We start from the raw sequence: 22422 nt of genomic DNA on the forward strand, positions 1-22422 counted from the left end.
CCCCCCATGTGGTTCACCCGCCTGTCCATCCACAACCCGGTGCTGGCCACCATGATGATGATGGCTTTCATCGTGATCGGCCTGTTCTCTTACCAGCGCCTGCCGGTTGACCAGTTCCCGGACATCACCTTCCCCGTCGTCGTGGTGCAGACCGAGTACCCCGGCGCCGCGCCGGAATCGGTGGAGTCCGACGTCACCCGCAAGATCGAAGAAATCGTCAACACCATCTCGGGCATCGACGAGATCTTCTCGCACTCCTACCAAGGCACCTCGGTGGTGGTGATCAAGTTCGACCTGTCCGTCGATGTCGGCCAGGCAGCGCAGGACGTGCGCGACAAGATCGCGCTGATTCGCCCGCAGTTCCGCGACGAGGTGAAAGACCCGCGCGTGCTGCGCTACGACCCGTCGGACGCGCCGGTGTTCTACCTGTCCGTGTCGAACGCGCCGGGGGCCGAGCGCACGCAGCGCGAGCTGACCACCATCGCCGACCAGATCGTGCGCAAGCGGCTGGAGACCGTGCGCGGCGTGGGCGCCATCAGCCTCGTTGGCGGCACCAAGCGCGAGGTGGAGATCCGCATCCGCCCCGCCCAGCTGGAGGCGCTCGGCATCGGCGTGAACCAGGTGATGGACGCTATCCGCAACGAGAACCAGGAACTACCCGCGGGCGAGCTGCGCTCCACCTCCACCGAGACGGTGGTGCAAATCAAGGGCCGCGTCATCACGCCGGATGCCTTCCGCCACATCATCGTGGCGCGCCGGGCCGGACAGCCGGTCACGCTGGAGCAGGTCGCCGACGTGCGCGACGGCGAGGAGGAGCAAGAGAGCCTGGCCATGCTGGACGGCAAGCGCGCGCTGTTCCTCGCGGTGGTGAAGGCACAGGGCCAGAACACGGTCGACACCGTCGACGGCCTGATCAAGATGACCGATGAAGTGCGCAAGCTGGTGCCCGCGGGCGTGCAGCTCACCGTGGTTAACGACGCCGCGCGCGGCATCCGCAGCAGCGTCAAGGAAGTCCGCTCCACGCTGCTTGAAGGCGCCTTCCTGACGGTGGCCATCGTCTTCCTGTTCCTCGGCTCGTGGCGCAGCACGGTCATCACCKGGCTGACCCTGCCGATCGCGCTGATCGGCACGTTCGGCGTGATGTACATGTTTGGCTTCACGCTCAACGTGATCACGCTGATGGCGCTGTCGCTGTGCGTGGGCCTGTTGATCGACGATGCCATCGTGGTGCGCGAGAACATCGTGCGGCACAACCTGATGGGCAAGAACCATCGCACGGCAGCGCTCGACGGCACCAACGAGATCGGGCTGGCGGTGCTGGCCACCACGTTCTCCATCGTGGCGGTGTTCCTGCCGGTGGGCTTCATGGGCGGCATCATMGGCCGCTTCTTCCACCAGTTCGGCGTGACCGTGGTGGCGGCGGTGCTGATCTCCATGTTCGTCTCGTTCACGCTGGACCCGATGCTGTCCTCGGTCTGGCACGACCCCGACCTGCACGGCACCGGCAACAAGAAGAGCCTGTACGGCCGCACCGTGGGCCGCATGCTGGACTGGTTCTCCGCGCGCATGGATGCGCTCGGCCACGGCTATGGCTCGATGCTGGGCTGGGCGCTCAAGCACCGGATGGCCACCGCCATCATCGCGGCGGTAACGTTCTTGGGCAGCTTTGCGCTGGTGCCGCTGATCGGCACGGAATTCGTACCGGCCGCCGACCTGGGCGAAACCCAGGTGGGCTTCACCACGCCGGTGGGCACCTCGCTGGCCGTCACCGAAGCCAAGGTCAGGCAGGTGGAAACCGCGCTCAAGGCCTTCCCCGAGGTGGCCTACACCTACGCCACCATCAACTCGGGTAATACCTCCGGGCGCAACAACGCGCTGGTGTCGGTGCGCCTGACCGAGCGCCGCGCGCGCAAACTCACCACCAAGCAGCTTAACCCGATGATCCGCGAGCGCATGGCCAGCATCGCCGGCATCACGCTGACCATGGTCGGCATGCCGGACGGCGCCGGCGGTCAGAAAGCACTGCAGGTGTCGATCCAGGGCGACGACCTGGAAACGCTGCGACGCCTGTCGCTGGAAGCCAGCCGGCGCATGGCCGCGGTGCGCGGCCTGGCCGACCTCGACTCCAGCATGAAGGACGACCGCCCCACCGTCGAAGTGCGCATCCGCCGCGAGCTTGCATCCGACCTGGGCGTGGGCATCGTGCAGATCGGCAACGCGCTGCGCCCGCTGCTGGCCGGCGATGCCATCAGCTCGTGGCGCGCCCCCGACGACCAGAACTACGATGTGCGCGTGCGCCTGCCCAAGGACGCCCGCACCGGCATGGCGGATCTCAGCGCGCTGATGATCGCCAGCAACCAGAACAATGCCGACGGCTCGCCGCGCATGGTGCCCCTGCGCCAGATCGCCGAACTGGTGCCAACCACCGGCGCCAACCAGATCAGCCGGCGCGACCTCTCCCGCGAAGTGGAGCTGACCGCGAATACCGCCGGGCGCTCGCAAGGCGAGGTGGCACGCGAGATCAAGGCCGCGCTGGATGGCATGAACTGGCCAGCGGGCTACAAGTACCGCTTCGGCGGCTCCACCAAGTCGATGAATGAGTCGTTCGGCTTCGCGGTGTCGGCGCTCGCGCTGGCGGTGATCTTCATCTACATGATCCTGGCCTCGCAGTTCGCCAGCTTCTTCCAGCCGATCGCCATCATGACCTCGCTGCCGCTCACGCTGGTGGGCGTGTTCGCGGCGCTGCTGCTGTTCCGCTCCACGCTGAACATGTTCTCCATCATCGGCTTCATCATGCTGATGGGGCTGGTGACCAAGAACGCCATCCTGCTGGTGGATTTTGCCAACCAGGCCCGGCGCGGCGCCGACGGCCAGCCGCCGATGTCGCGCGAGGCCGCGCTGGTTGCCGCTGCCCGGGTGCGGCTACGGCCGATCCTGATGACCACGCTGGCCATGATCTTCGGCATGGTGCCGCTCGCCTTCAGCCTGGGCGAAGGCGCCGAGCAACGCGCACCGATGGGCCAGACGGTGATCGGCGGCATCATCACCTCGTCGATCCTGACCCTGGTGGTGGTCCCGGTGATCTATACGTATCTCGACGACTTCAGCGCGTGGCTCGGCCGCAAGTGGCGGGGCAAGCAAGCCCAGGCCGCTCCCGCCACCGCGCCGGCGGCCAACGACACGGCGGCGCACAAGCCAGCAAGCGCGGAATGAGGCAAGCCACCCCGGAATGCCTCAGCCAAGGCCGGACTGCGGCATGGAGGCCACAACTTCGGCGACACGCTTGGGCAAGTGTCTTGGCGCGGGGTTAAAATATCAGGTTTGACGGATTTCCCCGGCCCCTCGCACCGCGCGGCCGGAGCTCTGAACTGATTAGCGGTTGGCATTGGAAKGAATGGCAAGATGGACCTCGAGAAAGCCCGATTCAATATGATCGAACAGCAAATCCGCCCCTGGGATGTGCTGGATCAGGAAATCCTGGACCTGCTGGCGGTGGTCAAGCGGGAACAGTTCGTGCCGCAGGCCTACGCCGCGCTGGCCTTCGTCGACATGGAAATCCCGCTGCCGGGTGGCCAGAACATGCTGGCCCCGCGCGTGGAAGCCCGCATCCTGCAGGACCTGGCCGTGCGCAAGCATGAACAAGTGCTGGAAATCGGCGCCGGCTCTGGCTACATGGCTGCCCTGCTCGCCCACCGCGCGCGTCACGTGCTGAGCGTGGACATCTTGCCGGAACTKGCCGAGCTGGCCCGCAAGAACCTGGCCGACGCCGGCGTGACCAATGTCGACGTGGCCCAAGGCAATGCCGCCACCGGCTGGGCCGCGAGCGCCCCCTACGACGTGATCTGCATTTCCGGCGCGTTGCCCTCGGTGCCCGCGTCCATCCTGTCGCAAGTCAAGGTCGGCGGGCGCATCGCCGCCTTCGTCGGCGCGCTGCCAGCCATGGAAGCGCAGATCATCACGCGCGTCAGCGAGAACGAGTACAAGACTATCAACCTGTTCGAGACCGCCATCACGCCGCTGATGGGCGCCGAGCAGCCGTCGCGCTTCCATTTCTGAGCGGGAAACAAGACATGCAGGTAATCAACGCACCCGAACTGGTGCAATGGCTGGCGGATGCCAGCCGGCCGCAGCCGGTGCTGCTCGACGTACGCGAAGGCTGGGAGGTGCAGACCTGCGCCATGCCCGGCATCACGCATATCCCGATGGGCCAGATCCCGGCACGAGCCGGCGAGCTTGACGAAGACGCGGACATCGTCTGCATCTGCCATCACGGTGCGCGCAGCATGCAGGTGGCAAGCTTCCTCGAGCGGCAAGGCTTTGCCAAGGTCTACAACCTGACCGGCGGCGTCCACGCCTGGGCCGAGCAGGTCGACCCGGCCATGCCGAAGTACTGAGCACAGCAAGCATCAACCCCAGGGCGCCGGCCTCCCGCGGCGCCAATTCCCCTGAACGCTGATCGTTAGAAACGTTAGYCGCGCGCCCGCTGCCCGGCAGACTGGAGATGTCATGAGGTTTGCGCTTTTCCCTGCGCGGGGCGTGCCCAAGACGCGCCTGGCACTGACGGGTTCCCTGCTTGCGCTGCTGCATCTGCCGGCCTCGCATGGCGCCGACCTGCTCCAGGTCTACCGCGATGCACAGGCCAACGACGCGCAGTTCGCCAGCGCGCGCGCGCAGCTGGTGGCCAGCCAGGAAAAGCTGCCCCAGGGACGTGCGGGCTTGCTGCCGCAAATCAATGGCACGGTCGGCGCCACGCGGACCAAGATCGAGCAATCGGCACCCATCTCCGGCGACCGTTTTATCAACGGCAATAACTGGGCACTGCAACTCACCCAACCGCTGTTCCGCTGGGACCGCTGGGAAACCTACAAGCAAGGCGAGCTGGCGGCGCTGGCCGGCGAGGTAACCTTCAGCCAGGCGCAGCTCGACCTGATCACCCGCACCTCCCAGGCCTACTTCGACGTGCTGGCCGCGCAGGACAACCTCTACCTCGCCGGCGCGCAGAAAAAGGCCATCGGCGAGCAACTCGCACAGGCCAAGCGCAACTTTGAAGTGGGCACGGCGACCATCACCGACGCCAACGATGCGCAGGCCCGCTACGACCTCGCCACCTCGACCGAGATCGCAGCGCAGAGCGACCTGGAAATCCGGCGCGCCAACCTGCAGCAGATCACCAGCAAGCCGGTTGACGAACTACTGGGATTGCGCACCGCCGCCACGCTTCCCGGTCCGCAGCCGGCCGATGTGAACACCTGGGCCAGCCAGGCGGAGAACACCAATCCGCAAGTCGGCCTGGCCCGCTACAACCTCGACACCGCGCAACGCGAGTACAACAAGGCGCGGGCCGGCCACCTGCCCTCCGTCGACCTGGTGGCCTCGTACGGTTTCAACAACTCCACCGGTAGTGCGGTCCAGACCGTCAACATCAGCAACCGCTACAACAGCGCCCAGATCGGCGTACAACTCAACGTGCCGATATACAGCGGCGGCCAGATCCAGTCGCGCGTGCGTGAAACCGCGGCGCTGGCCGACAAGGCCGCCAGCGACCTCGAGTTCGCACGCCGCACCGCCGCCCAGAACGCGCGGCAAACCTACTCCGGCGTGTCCAACGGCCTCGCCCAGGTCAAGGCCCTGGAAGCCGCCGAGCACTCCGCCCAGAGCGCGGTGGAATCCAACCAGCTCGGCTACGAGGTCGGCGTGCGCATCAACATTGACGTGCTGAACGCCGAAGCGCAGTTGTTCTCCACTCGCCGCGACCTGGCCAAGGCGCGCTACGACACCATCATGAACGGGCTGCGCCTGAAGGCCGCCACCGGAGCGCTGACCGAGGACGATGTGGTACAGATCAACACCCTGCTGACCTCAAGCCCGGGCTCGATGTACAAGCTGCCGGAGAAGGTCAAGCTTGGCACGGCATCGCCGGCAGGCACGCCACCGGCAAAGCGCCCTGCCACGCGCAAGGAAGCCATAGCCGGAGCGCCCGCGCCGCGCAGCTGAACGCGGAACACCAAGCACCGATCGGCGATCGGTATCGGCTGAAAACCAAAATGCCGCGGCTTCGAGCGCGGCGTTTTGCTTGCTGGCTTAGCCTGGCTCAGTTGGCCCTTGTACGCGACTCCACGTTGAGCAACTGCCAGCGAATAGCCGAAGCGTCCGCCGGCGGGTTCTCCACCCGCGTCTCGCGCACCCGCAGGGTGTATGCCACGCCCGGCTCGAAATCCAGCCCMTCGATCGGCCCATACCAGAGCGTCCACGGCGAGCCCGGGTTCTCGCGCACGCGGTAGCAGGTCTGCCGGCCCATGCCCGAGCACTCCACCCGCTGCGAATCCACGTACACCGTCTTCTCCACGCCGCCGGCGGCCGCCTGCGCATCCATCTTCGCGCCGCGCCGGCCCACACCCTCTCGCTCGACGAACTGCAGCAGATCCCCGTCAACGGTCTTCCAGATGATCTGGCGGCCGGTTGACCCGGCCGACGGCTGCGTGCCCACGGTGGTGAACGGCGACTGCATTGCCTTGAGTAGCGCCCCCTCCAGCTCGCCGCGCGGCGGCACGCAAGCCATGCGGGTTCCCGCCAGCCGATCGAAGCGCATGCCCGTTGCCGTCTTGCCATAGCCCCCGGTGAAGCGATTGCAGCCGCTGTATCCGCTCACCGTGCCCTGCGCGGAATCGATCCCGCCATTGAACTCAAAGATGATCGGCTCGCCGTTGTCGCCATGTGGAATGGACTTCAGCGTGCCATCGGCCAGCTGCCAGCGCACCAGCTCCCAGCGGCTAGGACCGCCAGTCTGCGCCTGGTTCAGGCTGGTGCCGGCACCTGGCGAATCCGGCGCGGGTGACGTGGCGCAGGCACCCAGGGCGGCGGCGAGCAGCACGACAGCGGCGGCACGCGCGGTGAACGCGACGGATGAAAGACGAATCATTTTCTGCATCTGGCAGCTCCTGGTTGGGGGTGCGCGGCTTGATCGGCCCGCACCGCTCGGCGGCAGCTCGCTGGCCCGGGTGGGGCCGCGAGTCTGGCCCTCACGCGGATAGTTTAACAACCGTCTGGAGACGAGGAGCATCGGGCGGCGGCCTACAAGTTCCGCATGCGGCACCGGAAAGCAGCGTCCCCGCCATACAGACCACCTAGTTCGCGTGGCCGAGCACCTGCCCCAGCGCAGCCATCGTGCGCGCCGTGGCACCCCGGTGAAGCACCGCGAACTTGCGCGCATTGCCGCGCATGGCTTCGAGCCCCGGCGCATCGCCCAATATCGTGGCCGCCGCGCGCATCAGCGCATCGGCATCCGCCACGCGCTGGCAGGCGCCGGCGGCGATGGCATCTTCAGTGGCCTGCGCAAAGTTGAAGGTATGCGGCCCGATCAGGACGGGCGTGCCAGCGGCGCAGGATTCGATCAGGTTCTGCCCGCCCAGCGGCAGCAGGCTGCCGCCGATAAAGGCGATATCCGAGGCGGCGAAGTACATCGCCATCTCGCCCATGGAGTCCCCCAGCAGCACATCCGCCGTGACCGGCTCAGGCAGCCCCGCTTGCTCCCACGCAGCGGAATCGCCAAGCGTGCCGCGGCGCTGCAGCGTGAAGCCGGAACGCGTGACCAGCGCCGCCACTTCATCGAAGCGCTGCGGATGGCGTGGCACCAGCAGCAAAGCCGGGCGCGGCACATCGGCGCCGAGCGCCTGCCAACGCGCGAACGCTTCCAGCAGCAACGCTTCCTCGCCGTCACGCGTGCTGGTGGCGGCGAACACGGCGCGCGAGCCAAACCCCTGGCGCAGCACGCGGCCGCGCCGCAGGCCTGCCTCGGGCAGTTGCATATCGAATTTGAGGTTGCCGGTCACCTGCACCGACGGCAGCCCGAGCGCGCGGAAGCGTTCAGCGTCGCCCTGGGTCTGCGCCAGCACCGCGGTAAAGTCGCGATACATCGCGGTGGCAGCGCCGCCAAAGCGCGCGGTGCGGCGGAAGCTGCGCGGTGACAGCCGGGCATTGACCAGCAGCAACGGCACGCCGGCCACGCGGGCACCGCGCACAAGGTTGGGCCATACCTCGGTTTCCATCAGCATGCCGGCATCCGGACGGAAGTAGCGCAGGAAGCGTCGCACCAGCCACGACAGGTCATACGGCAGGTAGCACTGCAGCACGCGCGGTTCGGCGCCGTACAACTGGGCGCCGGTTTGCCGCCCGGTGGGCGTCATGTGCGTGAGCAAGAGCCGATGGGTCGGATATTGCGCCAGCAGCGCGTCAATCAGCGGCTGCGCGGCGCGGGTCTCGCCCACCGATACGGCGTGGACCCACAGCCACGGCCCCGCCGACGGCAGGCCGCCGTAGGCGCCAAGGCGCTCACCCACGTGCCGCACGTAGCCGGGCTCCTTACGAGCACGCCACACCAGGCGCAGCAGCGCGACCGGCAGCGCCAGCAGCCATAGCAGGTTATACAAAACGCGCAGCATCAGTTCCCCTGCCCGCGCACGCGCCGGGCGGCTGCGTAGACTTCATCGACGGACGGCACGATGCCATCGTCGCCCACATTGGCGATACGGTCCGACCAGTAGCCTTCCGTCTTCCAGCGCCACGTCGCCGTATAGATCTCGACCGTGGGCCGGCACAGCGCCGCGGCGATATGGACCAAACCCGTATCGACGCCGATCACCACCTCGGCGCGATTGATCAGGCCAAACCCCTGCATGACCGTGAAGCGCGGCAGCACCTGCGCCTGCGGCACCCCGGCAGCGATTTCTTGCGCCGCGCGCCGTTCCGCGTCGTTGCCCCAGGGCAGCAACATGCTCAGGCCATCGTCCACCAGCCGGCGGCCGAGGTCGTGCCAACTGGCCAGCGGCCATTTMTTCTTCGCGCCCGCGGTAGCGTGAAAGCACACTGCGTAGCGCGTTGGCAGCCCGGCCCATAGCGCATCGTCGACATGCAGCGTGCGCGCGCCGGGGCCGAAGAATTGGGGCGGTTCCGGCGGCGTGCCACCCGTCAGCGCCGCGCCCAGCAGGCGCGAACGCCGCACTGAATGCGTCTGGCGGGGTACGGTCACGGGCTCGGTATAGAACAGCCGCGCGGCCGGCTCATAGCCAGAGCCTTGCGTGGCATTGGCCAGCCCGATCACGGGCGCGCCCTCGCGGCGGTTAGCCACGCGTGCCACCACGGCAGTCTTGAGCAGGCCCTGCGTCTCGATCACGGCGTCGTAAGCGTCCTCTCGCAAGGCGCGCTTGAACGCACCGATCTCCCGCCAGGTCGCGGCCTGGTAGAAGCGCTTGCGCCAGCGCCGCAGCGCGAACGGAATCACCCGCCGCACTTCGGGCAGCAAGCGCACGAGATCGGCATAGCCCTCCTCGACCACCCAGTCGATCTCGCAATCCGGCCAGCGCGCGCGCAGGTCGTGCACCAGCGGCATGTTATGCACCACGTCGCCTAGCGACGAGACCTTGACCACCAGGATGCGCGGCCGCGCGGGCAGCGCATGCGGGGTCAAGGATTTGCCCGTTGTTCCCGTCAGGGGCTCAGTCAACGGCATCCGCTCAGAAGGGGAGTTGCGCGTCCGGCTTTTCCGCCAGGATCACGCGTTTGAATTCAGCCTGGATACGCGCCAGCGCGGCGTCGTTGTCGGCCTCGAAACGCATCACCACCACCGGTGTGGTGTTGGACGGACGCGCCAGGCCAAAGCCGTCGGGGTACTCCACGCGCACGCCGTCGATGGTGATGACCTCACGCGCGCCGTCGAACTTTGCATTGGCGCGGATCTTGTCGAGCAGCGTGAAGGCTTCGCCTTCCGCGCATTTGAGCTGCAGCTCTGGCGTGCAGTTGGAGTTAGGCAAGCCATTGAGCACCGCGCTCGGATCGGCCTGCTTGGACAGGATCTCCAGCAGGCGCGCGCCGGTGTACAAGCCGTCGTCGAAACCGTACCAGCGATCCTTGAAGAACACGTGGCCGCTCATCTCGCCGGCCAGCGGCGCGCCAGTCTCCTTGAGCTTGGCCTTGACCAGCGAATGGCCCGTTTTCCACATCAGCGGCTCGCCGCCATGCGCGCGGATCCAGGGGGCCAGCTTGCCGGTGCACTTCACGTCGTAGATGATCTGCTGGCCGGGATTGCGCGACAGGATCTCCTCGGCAAACAGCATCAGCTGGCGATCGGGGAAGATCACCTGGCCGTCCTTGGTCACCACGCCCAGGCGATCGCCGTCGCCGTCAAAGGCCAGGCCAAGTTCGCAATCCGTGTCGCGCAGGCACTGCATCAGGTCCTGCAGGTTTTCCACATGGGCCGGATCGGGATGGTGATTGGGGAAATTGCCATCCACCTCGCAGAACAGCTCCGTCACCTCGCATCCCAGCGCGCGGAACAGGTCGCCCACGAAGGCACCCGCCACGCCATTGCCGGCATCCAGCGCAATCTTCATCGGGCGCGCCAGCTTGACGTCGCCAACGATGCGGTCCAGGTACTGCTGGCGGATGTCGACCTGCTGATAGCCGCCTGCGCCGCTGGCGAACTTGCCGGCGTCGATGCGCTGGCGCAGCGACTGGATCTGCTCGCCGTAGATCGCCTTGCCGGCCAGCACCATCTTGAAGCCGTTGTAGTCAGGCGGATTGTGGCTGCCGGTCACCATGATGCCGGAAGTGGCACGGCGCCCCGCCAGCTCGACATTGGTGCCGAAGTACACCATGGGCGTGGCCACCATGCCGAGGTCGATCACGTCCATGCCCGCGGCGCGCAGGCCCTCGACCAGTCCGCCCAGCAGGTCCGGCCCCGACAGGCGCCCGTCGCGCCCGACCACCACGGCGCGCTCGCCTTGCTCCGCGGCGGCCGTGCCGAACGACAAGCCAATCGCACGCGCCACGTCACGCGTCAGGGTCTTGTCGACGATGCCACGGATATCGTAGGCCTTGAAAATGGAAGGATCTGCTTGCATGGGTCATCCTGTGTGTAGGCGGTAGAACCAGTCGACGTTGCCAGGCACGGATTCCGGCCAGGGCCTAGTCGGCGGGCAAATGCGTCAAAGACCGTATTTTGCCGGATTGCGAGTGGCGCGCCAGTTATAATCGAACGGCTTTGCTGGAAAATGGCGCGGCAAGCCAGCCTGAAAGTGGATCGATCCCCACCTGAGCGGGGTGCCCCAGGTGCCTGGCCAGTGTCTGGGGACAGGCCTGCCRGACAGCCTGCCGCCGGCCCTGCCCCAGGCTCGTCGGCCATGCTGAAATGCCCTGGTAGCCTGTTCCTGTTGCCCGCCCTCGCGCTTTTTTGCCCAGTGCCTTCGCCCCTGCCCCCCCATCGCCAGCGTATCGCCTTCCTGATCACGAACTCCGAGATCGGCGGGGCGCAGACGCACGTCGCCGATCTGCTGCACGCCCTGCGCGACCGGATCGAGCCCGTGCTGCTGGCCGGGGGCGACGGGCCCTTGCTGGACGCCGCCCGGGCCGCCGGCGCCCGCACCATACGCCTGGCCCTGCTCGACAACGCCCTCTCGCCGCTGCGCGCGCTGGCCGCGCTCAGGGAACTGCTCAAGGCCCTCMGGGAGACCGCGCCTGACCTGATCCATGCGCACAGCGCAAAGGCCGGCGCGCTAGGCCGGGTAGCCGGCTGGCTGCTCGGCATCCCTGTGGTCTATACGGTGCATGGCTTTGCCTTCAAGGCCGCCGCCCCGGCTCGCCAGCGCCTCATCTCTCGCTGCATGGAATGGCTGCTGGCGCCGCTGACCGCCCGCCTGATCTGCGTGGCGCAGGGCGAACGCGCGCTGGCCGCGTCGCTGCCGATCACCGCCGCGCGGGTCTGCGTGATCCGTAACGGCATCGCCGACAGCAGCGCGCGGGCCACACCCGGCGCGCCGCTGCGGCGCATTGTCATGGTGGCGCGCCTGGCCGCCCCGAAACGCGCCGATCTGCTGATCCGTGCCTTCGCCCGCGCCGCCCTGCCCGATTGCGAGCTGGTACTGGCTGGCGTTGGCCCCCAGATGGCCACCCTGCAGTCCTTGGCCGATACCGTGGCACCGGGCCGCGTAAGGTTTGCTGGCCCGGTCACCGACGTGCCATCCCTGCTGGCTTCGGCCCAGGCCTTCGCGCTGGCATCCGACCATGAAGGCTTCCCGCTTTCGGTACTGGAGGCCATGCGCGCCGGCCTGCCCGTCGTCGCCAGCGACCTCCCAGGCATCCGGGAGCAACTGGACAGCGGCGCCAGCGGCCTGCTGGTCGCCGGCGATGACGAACACGCCTGGGCGGCCGCGCTAGCGCGGCTGGCCGACAACCCCACACTGCGTGAGACACTGGGACGCAATGCCCGGACGCGCTGGGCAAGGGAATTTGGCCTGGCGCCAATGGCCGCCGCCACCTGGACGATCTACCAGCAAGCGCTGGCGGGCAAGCCAGGCGCCGCCCGCGCGGCGGCCAGCACTGGAGCAGGCGGACAATGAACAAGACACACAGCGTCGGCCGTCCCGCCCAGCTGACCCRCCCGCAGGGCTCGGAAACCGTCCGCCGCGCCAGCCGCATGCTGGCCTGGGCGCTGCTGGGCCTGCTGCTGTTCGGTCTCAATATCGCGCTCGCCGAGTTCGCCCATCACGCCGCCCTGGTCACTTACGTCTTCACCCGTACCCTGCTGTGGTCGGTGCTGCCCTATCTGTTCGCCTTCGTGCTGCTGCACCGCTCCCTGCACCTGCCCGCCATGGAAGGCAACAGCCTGGTCGGGTTGGCCACCACCCTGCCCTTTGCCGCGCTGCTCTTCGTCTTCGCCGCCTTCCATCTCGAGTATTCGCGCGGCGCGCTGCTGCTCAGCTATGTCACCACGCTAGGCTGGATCTGGTTCGGCTACCGGCGCTTCGTGCGCAACTACGTGCCCGTGTTCGGCTATACCGATGCCGCCACGCTGGCGCAACTGGAGCAGATCCTCGCCATGCCCGGCGCGGCACCGGCCAGCCCCACCCGCTTCCAGGCCATCACCTCGCTCGACGAAGCCGTGCATTGCGACGGCCTGATGCTGGACCGCAACKCCACCGCGGACCCCGAGCGCACCCGCGTGCTCGCCCAGTTCAAGCTCAGCCACGTACGCATGTATTCTGTCGAGCGGATCGGCGAAATGCTGACCGGCCGCGTGGGGCTCGCGCACATCGACGAGAACTTCCTCGATGACTACGCCGCGCACTACTTCTACAGTTTCGCCAAACGCCTGATAGACCTCGCCGCCGTACTCTGCATGACGCCGCTCGCGCTGCCGCTGGGCGTAGTTGTAGCAGTCGCAATCCGCCTCGAATCCGCCGGCCCCGCTCTGTTCCGCCAGGGGCGGGTGGGACTGTTCGGCAAGCCCTTCACCATGTTCAAGTTCCGCAGCATGGCGTTCGACGTCGGCGCGCCGGCGCAATTCGCCGCCCGCCGCGATCCGCGCGTCACCCGCGTGGGCCGCGTCATCCGCAAATACCGGCTTGATGAAATCCCCCAGTTGTGGAACGTGCTGGTAGGCGACATGAGCCTGATCGGCCCGCGTCCCGAGCAGGTGCCGATGGTCGACGAATTCGCCCATACGATTCCGTATTACCCGTACCGGCACCTGGTGCGGCCCGGCCTGTCCGGATGGGCCCAGGTCCAGCAGGGCTATGTGGGCACGCATGAAGAAACCGTGACCAAGCTCAGCTATGACCTGTACTACGTCAAGCATTGTTCGTTTGCGCTGGACCTGCTGATCGGGGTGAAGACGTTGCGGACGTTGTTGACGGGGTATGGGGCGCGGTGATGAGCCGAACGCCGGAGGAAATGCTGCCGCAGCCGATGCGGATCATGCTGCTCAGCACAGGCCTGYGCCTTGGCGGCGCCGAGCAACAGGTAGCCGCGCTGGCCCGGCATTTCATCGCGCTCGGGCATGCCGTGGCCGTCGTCAGCCTGACGCCGGATTGCGAAGTCGACCTGCCTGCCACGGCAACCGTGCTGCGCCTGGACATGCGCAAGACACCGTGGTCCATGGCGAGCACCCTATGGCAAGTGCGCGATTTCCTGCACGCCTGGCGGCCCGACGTCCTCCATGCGCACATGGTCCACGCCAATCTCTTCGCCCGCGCACTGACCCGGATAGCGCGCACGCCACCGGTGATTTGCACCGCCCACAGCTACCGGGAAGGTGGCAGGCTGCGCATGCTCGCGTACCGGCTGACCGACCGCTGGGCGAGTCTCACCACCCATGTCAGCGCGGACGGCCGCCAAGGCATGATCGATGCCGGTGCTGCGCCGCCTGATCGCATCGTCGTGGTGCCAAACGGCATCGAGATCGATCGCTTCCGCCCCTCGCCCGAGCTCCGGCTGGCTACCAGGCAAAGCCTCGGTGCCACCGAGGCATCGACCCTCATCCTTAATGTCGGCAGGCTTGTGCCCGAAAAGGCGCAGCATCTGCTGCTGGACGCATTCAGCCACCTGCAATCCGAAGAAGGACTCGAAGCCCGGTTACTGATTGCTGGAGAAGGCTCCGAGCGCGACGCGCTCGCCGCCACGATCGACCGGCTCGGGCTGGCCGGACGCGCCACGCTGCTGGGCATGCGGCGCGATGTTGCCGCCTTGCTCAATGCCGCCGATTTGTTTGTCCTCTCTTCAGACATTGAAGGGATGCCGCTGGTCATCGCCGAAGCCCTGGCTTGTGGATGCCCGGTCGTCTCCACCGATGCACCCGGCGTTGCCAGCTTGCTGGGCGATGCAGGACAGATCGTGCCAAGAAACAATGCAGCCGCGCTGGCCGCCGCGATGCGCGCGGCGCTGCGCGCCGGGCTTGGCTCCCCCTCGGAGCAGGCCGTGCGCCGGGATCGCATCGCCTCGCGATTCAGTATCGAGGCCGTGGCCGGGCAATGGCTGGCCTGCTATGCGCGGCTGGCCAGCCGAGCCAGCGCCGCGCGCGTGGAGCTCGCCTGATGCGGCGTCGAGTCGCCGGAAACCTCCTGTGGATGCTGGCCGAGCGCGGCATACAGGTAGCGGCTGGGATTGGCATCGTCGCCATGCTGGCGCGCGCTCTGGGGCCCGAAGGATTTGCCCACTTCCAGTACGCCCAGGCCGTGGTCCTGATTGCCGCGTCGGTAGCGTTGATCTGCGGTGGCGAGGTGGTTGTGCCGCGGCTGGTGGCGACGCAGTCGCCGCCTGAACAACACAGGCTGCTCGCGCATGTATTTTCGTTGCGTGTCGGCGGTGCCATCCTCGGCTATTTGCTGATGTGCGGCTTCCTGCTGCTGCGCCAGCCCGCGCCGGACACCTGGGCAGCAGCCTTGTTGCTTGGCATCGCGATCCTGCTCAGGGAGCCCTTCGGCGTAGTGGTTGCCTGGCTGCAGGCGCATACCAACAATCGCCCCAATACGCTCTTCAGCCTGATATCGCTCTGCGCCAAGGGCGGCCTGGTGGCCATCCTCTTTGCAGCAGGCGTACACAGTGTTCCATCCTTCGCCAGCGCATTTGCCATCGAGGCGATCATCCTTGCCGGCCTGCTGGCCGCTTACTACTTCGCCAGGGTAGAACGCTGCCACGTGCAATACGACATCCGGGTCACGCGTGAGCTGATGACGAACGGCGCGCTGTTCTGGGTGAGCTTCATGCTGATGATGGGCGCGCGCCGGATCGACCAGCTGGTGCTGCAGCCCTCGGTGCCGCTTGCCGAGTTCGGCGCTTATGCCGCGTGCATGCAGATACTCGACAATTACACGGTTGTGGCTACCATCCTGGCTGCGGGGGTTGCGCCTATCTATGTCTATGGCAAGCCCGTTTTTGCGACAGCGCACGCAAACATCGCACGCATTGCAATCGGCATGACCGCAATCGGACTATGCGGGGCCGCCTCGATCGCCGTTGGCGCGCCTTGGATCGTGCAGTTGCTGTATGGGCACGCCTTTGCATCGACCGCAGCCCTGCTGCAGACCGCGGCACTGTCTTCGACATTGATCTTTGCCGACGTCGGCCTGACCTTGCTTCCCGTCTACCTGCGCCGCCCCGACTGGATCGCCATCAAGTGGGGAGTGGTCCTGGCTGTCACGCTCGCGTTCGACCTGGCGGTGGTGCCCAAGTACGGCGCATGGGGGGCCGTCGGAGGCTATACATTGGGCAATGCCGTTGCCGTAGCGTTTGGCGTCTGCCTGTGGTGGCGCAACAAGACAGCACTCTCCCGGGCGACAGCATGAAGCCACTACCCACGATCTGCTTCCTGACCGGCACACTGAACGCCTTCGCTGGCGCCGAGCGGATGACGGCTGTCATCGCCAATGCACTCGCGGAGCGCGGCTATCCGGTGYTGATCCTGAGCCTGTGGGATGAGCGCAGTTGCTTTGCGCTCCATCCCGACGTCGTGCATGAGGCGTTGTTTGCGCAAAGGCCGTCGTTCAAGCGTGCCYATTTCTCCACGGTCGGTGGGATCAGGCGCTTCGTAAAGCAACGCCATGTCGATGTGCTGATTGAGGTCGACACCATGCTCACCCTGTTCACCCTGCCCGCCACCCTTGGCCTCAAGGTTCGGCGCATCGCGTGGGAGCATTGCCATTTCGACGAAGACCTGGGCAAGCCGGCACGACGCTTCGCCCGGCGGCTGGCGGCAAGATTCAATGAAGCCGTGGTGGTACTGACAGAGCGCGACCGGCAGCGATGGATGGAGGCGCTGGCGCCGCGGCAGCCCGTGATCATGATTCCCAACCCATTGCCCTTCGCATTCCCGCCGAAAGCATCCGAGAGGGCGAGCAAGACAGTTCTTGCCGTCGGCAGGCTCACCCATGCAAAGGGCTTTGACATACTGCTGCGCGCCTGGGAAAAGGTGACCGCATCCCAGCCGGACTGGCGCCTCGTCATCGTGGGAGAGGGGGAAGAGCGCAGTGCGCTTGAGGCGCTGATTCGCGATCTGGGCATCTCCAATTCAGTAGATATGCCGGGCTTGCGCCGGAACATAGAAGAAGAATACCGGCAAGCCGCGCTCTTTTGCCTAAGCTCGCGCTATGAAGGGTTCGCGCTTACGCTTATCGAGGCAATGGCTTTCGGCCTGCCGATCGTGTCCTCGGATTGCGAAACCGGTCCTCGAGAGCTCGTGCGAGACGGCAGTAACGGGTTGCTTGTACCCAACGAGGATCCGGCAGCCCTGGCCACTGGATTGCTCCGCCTAGTCACCGACCACCCCCTGTGTGCGGAACTAGCCAACGCAGCCAGAAACTCGGCCAGCGGCATGGCCATCGCACCAGTCACCGAGCGCTGGCAACGTCTGCTCCGATAGTCCAAAGCGGAATCTACCGACGAAAGGTCGGGTATTTCCCGGCGCGGCCGCGGTGTTCGTTGACTCACCGCCCGGCGCACGACGTGGTTCGGCGATGGCATACAGCCTACCGGGACGGGGCAAGAAACCGTTCATGGTACAATGTGTATACATAATAGTGTGCTTCACCCCTATCATTCTCGCTGCGCAGATGCCGGTCACTTCCCCCACAACGTCAGACACCCAGTACCTCTCGCTAACGAGTTTTGTTGCGAAGTATTTCAAGCTTCTGCTGGTCAGCGCCATAGTCGGCGCATTGGTTGCTGTCGGTTTTTCGTTCGTACAACATCCGCGCTGGACGGCGAAGATGACGGTGCAGATCGGCCAGGTTGCTGGTGCCGGCTCGGTGGTGCCTGGCGTAGGTGCCGCGCCGACCAATTTGATCGAATCCCAGATGACCACGGTTGAGCGGTATGGCCTGTCAAGCTTTAAGTTCGACGTGCTTAAGGTAATGGGACTGCCCCTGCCTAACAGGCAGAATCCGGACTCCGATCTGATTTTCGACTCGCTGCGTGCAGCCCCGTCGAAAAGCCTGGATCTCGTCAATGTGCAGGCGTCTGGATACTCCCCCGAGATGGCAACGCAGACACTGCGCGTGGCCTTCAACGAGCTGCGCAGAGAACATGATAAAGCGTTCAATCCGACAATTGATCGCATGAAGGCAGAGCTGAAGGACACCTCCGACAAGCTCATCGCGATGGAAAAGGAATACGATTCCGTCTATGGCTCGCTCAAGCGGACCAGCGACCAAGCAAAAGGTCAAGCGGTCCCGCACGACGTTTTCCTGGCTAACGTGGTAGCAACCATCAGTGTTGAATCGCGAGCCCTAAGCCTCCGTAAGGCGCAGCTGGAAGAAGCATTGGCCTCATTGCGGACTTATCCGACTCGAGTCCTCGGCGACGTCTATGTCGCCGATCGCCCAAGCACGCCGGGCAAGCTGCTGTACTCGGCCGGCGGTGCATTCATCGGCTTGATCGCCGGTATTATGATTGCGTTGTTCTTGAACCTGCGCCGTCGTTGACAGACATAGGCCGAGACTACTCGGCCGGTTCGCATTCACTCGGAATGCGCGAACGTCTGGCAGATCGGCTGGCCGCCGTATCTAGATCCGCTGATAGCCCTSACTCAACTGTTTGTGTATCACCTGCGCGCACAGTCGCTCTTGCGGATCCGTGGAGAAGCGATCGTCAGTGTGGTTGAAGCATGCCGACTCGACCAGCTGAAAGTGCGGAAATGCGGTGAACAGCCGGCTGTAATCGAGCTTGTATGACGTCACCGCAGCGCAATGGGCATAGGGCCTGGCTGTGGGCACATCTGGCATGAAATCCGTGATTCCGATCCAGCCGCCATCGCGAAGGCAGCGGTCAGCCTCGGCCACCACGCGTGAAATGTGCTCCCGATCCACCAGGTAGAGGCAGAACCCGAACAGGATGAAATCGAGGGAGTGATCCGGAAACTCGAGTTTGTCAGCCGTTCCCACCCGGAGCTCCAGTTCGGGAAATAGCTGCTGGCCCTTCGAAACCGCCTCGCCCGACGGGTCAATGCCCAGACCACGGCATTTCGTAGCGCGACAAATGGATGCGAGATTGACGCCAGACGAACTGCCGACCTCCAGCACGGTGTCCCCCGGCTGGATGAATTTGCTGTACAGCAAGGCAGCGGAACTCAGTTCGTCGGCCGACCGTTTGTCCGAATAGAACGCGCGGTTGCGCTGGAAGTAGCGGTCACCTTCCCCGCCCTTTGAAAAGATATCTCTTTGTCTTGCGGCCATAGGGAAGTTTCCAACTTGGTCGTGCGAAGGACAAGAGGGAGGTTGCTCGCTGGCATCCTCGCGCAATGTATCGAACAGAATGCATATTGCGACTGTCGAATGACACTGACAGTGATCATTCTACACGGATGGAGTTCCCCGGACAGCCGTTGGCTAGGGCAGTCTCCAATCGTTGAGCCACGACGGCTTGCAGGTGCCCTAAACGCCTCAGGCCGCTATGTGGAGCCTCGTTTTGCGAGTCTATCACTAGCCTACCGATGCTATCCCACCGCATGGCCATCGGAACATCGGCCCAACGACTAAAACCTGTGTCGCGACAACGCGCATAGACCCGCCAAATGGGAGACGATGCCAATCTTGATGAATTGACGCTCGATCACTCCGCTCCTTGTCATTGATCTAGCCGCACAGTCATCACCTTGGTGCCTGTGGGAATCAGTCGCTTTCCGTCGTAGTCGCCCAAACCGTAGATACCCTTGAAATCCGGGCACAGACCAGCATTCGGGAGACCATCGATGAGCGGCCTCTCCATGACGGCGGGAAGGAACCAATACGCCTTGCACCCGATTTTCCCAACCAGGACCTCTGGATTCTCAACCTTGATCAAGACGTCTGGGGGCACGCTATCGCGGATGCCTTCAAGCGTCTCCAGCGTGGCTGACAAGCCCACCGGTCGGCGCTCGCCCTGAGCGAGAAAACTTCTCTTAGTGATCGGCCCTTGCAAAGCAAACACCGATATCGACACCACCAGAGCAACGTAAGAGTACCCGGCAAGAGCAGATGCACCCGGCAGCAAGCCAACTAACAGCAGGGGAAAAATCAATCCCAGCGCGACGCCAATGGCATCCGGCCCGATCCATCCGATGCGCAGGAAGAGGCCTGAGAGCAGCAAACCGACTATAGCCGCCATCGCCACCCGAACGTAGTTCAATTGCGAGCCCGACTGCGATGCAAGCTTGGCCGCGAGAAAAGGCAGCGCGATAACGACTGGAATATTTGAAAAATAATAAGCGGAGCCGCCTGGCACAAAAAGCGCAAGCGACAAGGCTAGCGCGGGCACAAGCAACGCGAACAACATCTGGAATTCCACGCTCTTGAGGTAGGCCACGCCCAGCTTGCGCACACCGACGCCGAAGCACAGCCAGACCGGCAGGAAATGCATGGCGACGAAGAACCACAACTTGACCGAAGGATTATCTAGCGATGGTCCCCTGACGTAGGTCTCGACAAAGTCGAATGGTTTGAAAAACACGACTTTTCCAGCACTGGTGGCCGCGCCCACGACAAGGAAGTACATCAGCACAGAAGCAAGCACCAATGCCGCCCAGTAGAATGCCGAGCGGAATCTGGTCAGCCCCAGCATTCCGAACAGGCACAACCCTACGATGCCCACGCTACCTTTCGCGAGGCCCGCCGACACAAGCAACAACAGCGCCAGCACGAACTTGAACCGCTGGCCAGGGCCTTCCACGAAGCCGTGCAGGAAAGTAGACACCGACGCCGTCAGCAACACCATGGATATCAGATAGGACTCGGAGGCCAGATAGCTGTCCCACATAGCCGACAGGCTAAAGACCGGCACGGCAATGCTGGCAAGGAACAGTAGTGCGATACTCAGCAGAGCACGACCAAATGGCAAATCCCGGTTCAGCTGGCAAGCGAGCCCCGCCAAGGCGAAAGCCAGCAAGAGAGGACCCATTGCAATAAAGAAATAGGCGTAGCTGGCCAGTGCCTCGAACCCGCTGAGCCAAGCGAGTCCCGCGAATATCTTATGAGAAAGCGTGTGATACCCGATCGGAACCAAGCCATCGAGGCCAAGCGACGCCGTACCATAGTGGCCGTACATCGCCGCAATCGCTGCGTGAAAATAGGAATCCACTGTCAGYCCGCCTGACAGCAATGCGCTCTTGTACTGATAGTCGATATAGACCCCGGAGCCGAGCACAGTCACCAGCAACACGGGCAGCGCGAGCAAGTCGCGCGAGCCAACCAGCCATCCCCTGCGGAACAGGATCACGCACCCTGCAGCTCCCAGCACATAGAGTGGATAGCGCAGTAGCGGCATGAACGGCAGCGCAACGAGCAGTACGACCATTGCCAACGCCGCCACGCCTGCCTGCCGCGCAGCAAGAATGAGCAGCGAATACAGCCCGACCAGCACCGCGCAACTCAGGACAATGCGCGCGACTATTTGCCAGGTAACCRCATTAAAGGCAAGTCCCGCTGCCACCGCCACGAACAGTATTGAGCCCAGAAGATACAACTGGACAATTCCCCAGACCTTCTGATCGTCGCCCTTCTGGGTCAAACTCTTTTGCATGAAATGCCCTCAGCTCAACGCAACCTCCAATGCACCCTGTGGCGCCCGCGATGAGCAATGATTGTCGGTAAGCAGGAACTTACTTGATGTAGCCCAGCCTGATCATTTCCGCAGCCACTCCGGAGAGATAATCGCGGTACTCGCAGGTGGGCATTTGCGTCAGCAGTGCCTCGAACTCAGCGAGGTTGAGGAAACCCCGGACCAGCGCTGCCTCCTCGGGGCACCCAATCTTGACGCCCTGACGCCGTTCAATCGCTTCGATATAGGCGGAAGCCTCCTGCAGGGCCGTGCTGGTGCCCGCGTCCAGCCAGGCAAAGCCTCGGCTCAAGCGATGCACTCGCAGCGCTCCACGCCTCAGGTATTCAAGATTGACGTCGGTGATTTCCAGCTCACCCCGTGGCGAGGGACGAATCGAGCGAGCGATCTCGACCACTTGATGGTCATAGATATAGATTCCGGGGACCGCATAGGCGCTGCGAGGCTGGGCGGGCTTCTCTTCGATGGAAAGCGCATTACCGTTGGCATCGAACTCGACTACGCCATAGCGCTGCGGATCCTTGACGTGATAGGCAAAGATGGTCGCGCCGCCCCGGAACGCTGCCATTGCTCGGGGAAAGTCGTCCCCGCCAGAGAAGATATTGTCACCCAGCATCAGCACCACATCGCCGCCCGCAACGAAGTCCTCCGCGATCAGGAAGGCCTGAGCAATTCCCTCTGGCTTCGTCTGTGCCCGATACTCGATGCTAACGCCCCATTGCCGTCCGTCCTTGAGCAAATGCTGGAACMGCGGCAGGTCCTTCGGCGTGGAAATCAGGCAGAACTCGCGTATCCCCGCCGCCATCAGGACAGTCAGCGAATAATAGATCATGGGCTTGTMGAAAACCGCCTGCAATTGCTTGCTGGAGATCTGCGTAAGCGGGTAAAGGCGAGAGCCGGTGCCACCGGCAAGAATGATAGCTTTCATGATTGAAGTCCCTGACTCCGACTATCGTCGGGCATACCGTGTTCGACGATAGTCCAGTTGCGCCTGCGATGAAGCAAGCCCTTGCCATAAGCAACGTCCGGCAGTGCCATCGCACTACGCACTGATCACGAGAGGATGGCGAC

Annotated in this window: 17 protein-coding genes; 10 read left to right on the plus strand and 7 right to left on the minus strand. The window is 64.6% G+C overall.

Translation table 11 applies throughout. The features are described from left to right. Positions 1–6: 6 nt before the first annotated feature. The 4 genes from AC1DS3_RS08155 to AC1DS3_RS08170 all read left to right on the plus strand — a co-directional run bounded on the left by AC1DS3_RS08155 (position 7) and on the right by AC1DS3_RS08170 (position 5994). Complete coding sequence (locus tag AC1DS3_RS08155) at positions 7–3213, plus strand: efflux RND transporter permease subunit (protein ID WP_477126978.1); 3207 nt, start codon at positions 7–9, stop codon at positions 3211–3213. A gap of 189 nt (positions 3214–3402) precedes the next feature. Continuing rightward, positions 3403–4056, plus strand: a complete 654-nt coding sequence (locus tag AC1DS3_RS08160; RefSeq protein WP_441633438.1) for a protein-L-isoaspartate O-methyltransferase family protein — start codon at positions 3403–3405, stop codon at positions 4054–4056. 14 nt (positions 4057–4070) lie between these two features. Further along, positions 4071–4394, plus strand: coding sequence for a rhodanese-like domain-containing protein (locus tag AC1DS3_RS08165; RefSeq protein WP_043348625.1), 324 nt, complete (start codon positions 4071–4073; stop codon positions 4392–4394). Positions 4395–4506: 112 nt separating this feature from the next. Continuing rightward, positions 4507–5994, plus strand: a complete 1488-nt coding sequence (locus AC1DS3_RS08170) for a TolC family outer membrane protein (RefSeq protein WP_477126979.1) — start codon at positions 4507–4509, stop codon at positions 5992–5994. Positions 5995–6091: 97 nt separating this feature from the next. Here AC1DS3_RS08170 and AC1DS3_RS08175 read toward each other — a convergent pair whose 3' ends face one another. From AC1DS3_RS08175 to AC1DS3_RS08190, 4 genes are all read right to left on the minus strand, one after another. Next, positions 6092–6928, minus strand: a complete 837-nt coding sequence (locus AC1DS3_RS08175; RefSeq protein WP_477126980.1) for a DUF4377 domain-containing protein — start codon at positions 6926–6928, stop codon at positions 6092–6094. Positions 6929–7124: 196 nt separating this feature from the next. Next, on the minus strand, positions 7125–8438 hold the full coding sequence (gene waaA, locus AC1DS3_RS08180; protein ID WP_441633432.1) for a lipid IV(A) 3-deoxy-D-manno-octulosonic acid transferase: 1314 nt from the start codon (positions 8436–8438) through the stop codon (positions 7125–7127). After that, positions 8438–9505 carry a lipopolysaccharide heptosyltransferase I gene (gene waaC / locus AC1DS3_RS08185; protein WP_477126981.1) on the minus strand — a complete coding sequence of 356 codons (1068 nt, stop codon included), beginning with the start codon at positions 9503–9505 and terminating at the stop codon, positions 8438–8440. Before waaC ends, waaA begins: the two co-directional genes overlap by 1 nt. Before the next feature lie 4 nt (positions 9506–9509). Next, positions 9510–10895: a phosphomannomutase/phosphoglucomutase gene (locus AC1DS3_RS08190; RefSeq protein WP_477126982.1), complete on the minus strand. Its 1386-nt coding sequence runs from the start codon at positions 10893–10895 to the stop codon at positions 9510–9512. Between the two features lie 279 nt (positions 10896–11174). Here AC1DS3_RS08190 and AC1DS3_RS08195 point away from each other — a divergent pair, with 279 nt between their 5' ends. From AC1DS3_RS08195 to AC1DS3_RS08220, 6 genes are all read left to right on the plus strand, one after another. After that, complete coding sequence (locus tag AC1DS3_RS08195; RefSeq protein ID WP_441633426.1) at positions 11175–12389, plus strand: glycosyltransferase family 4 protein; 1215 nt, start codon at positions 11175–11177, stop codon at positions 12387–12389. Next, positions 12386–13702, plus strand: a complete 1317-nt coding sequence (locus tag AC1DS3_RS08200) for a sugar transferase (protein ID WP_477126983.1) — start codon at positions 12386–12388, stop codon at positions 13700–13702. The genes AC1DS3_RS08195 and AC1DS3_RS08200 overlap by 4 nt, the downstream gene beginning before the upstream one ends. Then, entirely contained in the window at positions 13702–14862 is a 1161-nt protein-coding gene (locus AC1DS3_RS08205; protein ID WP_477126984.1) for a glycosyltransferase, read from the plus strand. The genes AC1DS3_RS08200 and AC1DS3_RS08205 overlap by 1 nt, the downstream gene beginning before the upstream one ends. After that, entirely contained in the window at positions 14862–16112 is a 1251-nt protein-coding gene (locus AC1DS3_RS08210) for a lipopolysaccharide biosynthesis protein (RefSeq protein ID WP_441633420.1), read from the plus strand. Before AC1DS3_RS08205 ends, AC1DS3_RS08210 begins: the two co-directional genes overlap by 1 nt. After that, a complete protein-coding gene (locus AC1DS3_RS08215; RefSeq protein WP_477126985.1) occupies positions 16109–17185 on the plus strand; it encodes a glycosyltransferase family 4 protein in 1077 nt (358 codons plus the stop codon). The genes AC1DS3_RS08210 and AC1DS3_RS08215 overlap by 4 nt, the downstream gene beginning before the upstream one ends. A 190-nt stretch (positions 17186–17375) precedes the next feature. Then, positions 17376–18245, plus strand: a complete 870-nt coding sequence (locus AC1DS3_RS08220) for a GumC domain-containing protein (protein WP_441633416.1) — start codon at positions 17376–17378, stop codon at positions 18243–18245. Between the two features lie 81 nt (positions 18246–18326). Here the strand turns inward: AC1DS3_RS08220 and AC1DS3_RS08225 are convergent, their stop codons facing one another. From AC1DS3_RS08225 to rfbA, 3 genes are all read right to left on the minus strand, one after another. Then, complete coding sequence (locus AC1DS3_RS08225; protein ID WP_477126986.1) at positions 18327–18995, minus strand: class I SAM-dependent methyltransferase; 669 nt, start codon at positions 18993–18995, stop codon at positions 18327–18329. Between the two features lie 391 nt (positions 18996–19386). Beyond that, positions 19387–21315: a hypothetical protein gene (locus AC1DS3_RS08230; protein ID WP_477126987.1), complete on the minus strand. Its 1929-nt coding sequence runs from the start codon at positions 21313–21315 to the stop codon at positions 19387–19389. Between the two features lie 79 nt (positions 21316–21394). Beyond that, positions 21395–22279 carry a glucose-1-phosphate thymidylyltransferase RfbA gene (rfbA, locus tag AC1DS3_RS08235; RefSeq protein ID WP_477126988.1) on the minus strand — a complete coding sequence of 295 codons (885 nt, stop codon included), beginning with the start codon at positions 22277–22279 and terminating at the stop codon, positions 21395–21397. Positions 22280–22422 lie beyond the last annotated feature (143 nt).

Source organism: Cupriavidus sp. 01L46, from assembly GCF_056399905.1.